This is a genomic window from Roseateles sp. P5_B10, assembly GCF_056400485.1.
Genome location: NZ_JBFULE010000710.1, coordinates 1 through 2,692, shown reverse-complemented (window position 1 = coordinate 2,692; position 2,692 = coordinate 1). Strand labels below are relative to the sequence as shown.

The window sequence follows — 2,692 nt, the reverse complement described above, 5'->3', positions numbered from 1 at the left end:
GTATTGCTGCGGAGGACGGGGCGGGGTGCTCATGCCCCTATTGTCTCCGCAGGCGCCTGGTCTAGCAGGGCCCCAGGTTGTCGGCCAGCACCTGCTCCAGCGGCGTGGCTGACACGCCCAGCAGGCGTTGCGTCTCGCTGGCATCCAGCAGGAACGGGCGCTCGAACAGGTAGACCATCTCGGCCACCTCCGCCATCATGGTGTCAGCCTCGGCCGCCTGCCGCAGCTCCTCGGCCGTCATGCGCCGCAGCCTGGGTGCGCCCAGCTTCGCCAGGCGGGCGGTGGCGTTGGCCAGCTCGCGCACGCAGGCCGTGCTGGACGGTACATGCCAGGCCCGGCCCCAGGACTGCTGCGATGTCGCCGCCGCGGCCAGCGTGGCCGCGACGTCCAGCGTGAAGCTCCAGCTGTGCGCGGCGTCGAGGTCGCCGGGAAAGACACTCTCCTCACCCTTCAGCAGCGCCGGCAGCACGAAGAGATTGAAGTAGCCCACCGACGCGTGGCCCAGGAAGTCGCTCGCGCGGACCTCGGCCACCGGGACGCCGCTGCGCCGGGCCAGGTCCCACATGCCGGCGCGCACCCGCCCCTTGACGGTATGGGGCGCCAGCGCATGGTTCTCGCGCAGCGGTCCTTCGACAGGGCCGTAGCCGTAGACGTTGCTCAGGGTCACGAGCCGGGCGCCCACGGCCGCCGCCACCGACAGCGCGGCGCTCCCGATCGGCGGGAATTCCTCGGGCCAGCGGTCGTAGGCCGGCATCGCGCAGTTGATGAGGGTGTCGACGCCCGTGGCGAGTTCGCGCATGGTTTGCGGGTCGTTGACGTCCGCCGCCACGTGCCTCACACCCGGGTGGGATGCAGGCGTTCCGCGCCGGCTGACCAGCGTGACGTGATGGCCCTTCGACGCAAGGAGGGCCGCAGTGTTCGAGCCCGTGGGGCCCGCGCCGATGACAAGGATGTTGTTCATGCCGAGTTTGTAGGGGCGGTGGGCATGTCCTGTCGCGCACGAAAAGAGCAGCGGACGGCACATTCGGGCACGGCCCCTCGGCGGCTGGGGATTTGGCCGGCCCGCTAGATTGCCGCCATGCATTCAGAGTTGATCAGCCGGAGCGGGATGGCGTTGCGGTCGCGGCACGAACGTGCGGGTCGGGCGCTCGCCACGCCGCTGGACCACCACCGCGTCGTCCTCCATCTCAGTGCCAGCACCAAGACGGCCTGTCTGCGCACGGGGCTGCCCTTCCTGCGCACGCGCGGCGACGTGGACATCGTGCCGGCTGGGGCCGCCGACGGGTTTGAGGCCCAGTCCGACTTCAACAGCCTGGAGGTGTTGATCGCCCCGTCCCGGCTGGAGCGGATGGCGGACGAGCTGGGCCTGGGCAGCCGGCATGTCCAAGTCGGCATGGTCCACATGGCGCGCGAGCCGCGCCTGCAGGGGCTGCTCTATGCGCTGGCCCAGGACCTGCAATCCGACGCTCCCTTTGGCGAGCACTTCCGTAACGGCCTTGTGCAGTCGGTTGCCACGGCGGTGCTGCTGCGCGCGCCGTCATCGCAGGAGGCGCCCGCAGCCCCGGTCCTGCAGCGCGTGCAGGACTACATCGAGGCGAATCTCGAACGACCGCTGTCGCTGCCCAGCCTGGCGCGGGTGGCGGGCGTCAGCCCGTGGAGCCTGCAGCGGCTGTTTCGCAGCGGCGTCGGCATGCCGGTGCATCGCTACGTGGTGTCGCGGCGTGTCGAGCGTGCCCGGCAACTGGTGCAGCAGCGGGCGGGGGCGCTCAGTGAGATCGCGTTGATGGCCGGCTTTGCCCACCAGAGCCACATGTCGCGCTGGATGCGGCGGCTGCCGGAATAGCTCAGGCCGCTCCTGCGTTCGTGACCAACCCAAACTGCATCGCCGCCAGCTTCGCATACAGCCCGCCGCGAGCCACCAGCTCTTCGTGGCGCCCAATGCGGCGGGTTCTTCAGCATCGCACGAGCGATGCTGATGCGCTGGCGCTGGCCGCCAGACAGGCGCTCGCTGCCCTCGCCAAGGAGGTTGGCATAGCCCAGGGGGGCCTTGGCCGCCGCGATGACTATCGTCTAGCGCCGCAAGAAGCGAACGTACGCAGGCTGGTCAACCGTTACCTCGCCGCCAACGCGTGACAGCGTGCCGTGCTCGGGATTCATACGAAAAACGGTGACGTTGCCGCTGTCATGATTGGCCGCCACCAGAAAGCGCCCGCCCGGGACGATGCCAAAACTGCGCGGCGTGTGCCCACCGGTGCTCGTCGCCTCGATGAAGCGCAGTGACCCGTCCTGCGCGTCGATGGCGAACACCGCGATGCTGTCGTGCCCGCGGTTGGAGACGTAGAGGAACCGGCCGCCTGGGTGGACCATGATCTCGGCGGTGCTGTTGCCTTCGGCCTTGGTGCCGGGCGGCAGGCTGGACAGCACTTGAAAGCCCTCCATCGCGCCGGTCACCGCATCCACGCGGTAGGCGGCCACGCGGGAGGTCAGCTCCAGGTTCACGTAGGCGTAGCGGCCGTTCGGGTGGRAGGCCATGTGGCGCGGGCCGCCGCCGGGCTCGGTGGTGGCGTAGGCAGGAACGTTCGGCGAGAGCCGGCCGCTCGCCGCGTCCAGCCGATAGATAACCACCTTGTCCAGCCCCAGGTCGGGCACGTAGGCGCGGGTCTGGGTCGGGCCGGGGTAGATGCCGTGCGGG

The 2,692-nt window shown here is 69.9% G+C and carries 3 protein-coding genes and 1 pseudogene; 1 reads left to right on the top strand and 3 read right to left on the bottom strand.

What is annotated here, in order from left to right; all coding sequences use genetic code 11:
* Nucleotides 1-61 precede the first annotated feature (61 nt).
* A complete protein-coding gene (locus AC1DU6_RS26345; RefSeq protein ID WP_457322063.1) occupies nt 62-961 on the bottom strand; it encodes an NAD-dependent epimerase/dehydratase family protein in 900 nt (299 codons plus the stop codon).
* Between the two features lie 117 nt (nt 962-1,078).
* Between AC1DU6_RS26345 and AC1DU6_RS26340 the strand changes: the two genes are divergently transcribed.
* Nucleotides 1,079-1,843, top strand: a complete 765-nt coding sequence (locus AC1DU6_RS26340) for a helix-turn-helix domain-containing protein (protein WP_477860730.1) — start codon at nt 1,079-1,081, stop codon at nt 1,841-1,843.
* A gap of 98 nt (nt 1,844-1,941) precedes the next feature.
* Here AC1DU6_RS26340 and AC1DU6_RS26335 read toward each other — a convergent pair.
* A pseudogene (locus tag AC1DU6_RS26335) lies at nt 1,942-2,064 on the bottom strand (ATP-binding cassette domain-containing protein); the annotation flags it as partial.
* Nucleotides 2,065-2,070: 6 nt separating this feature from the next.
* The coding region (locus AC1DU6_RS26330) for a lactonase family protein (RefSeq protein WP_477860728.1) at nt 2,071-2,692 on the bottom strand (622 nt) is incomplete at its 5' end.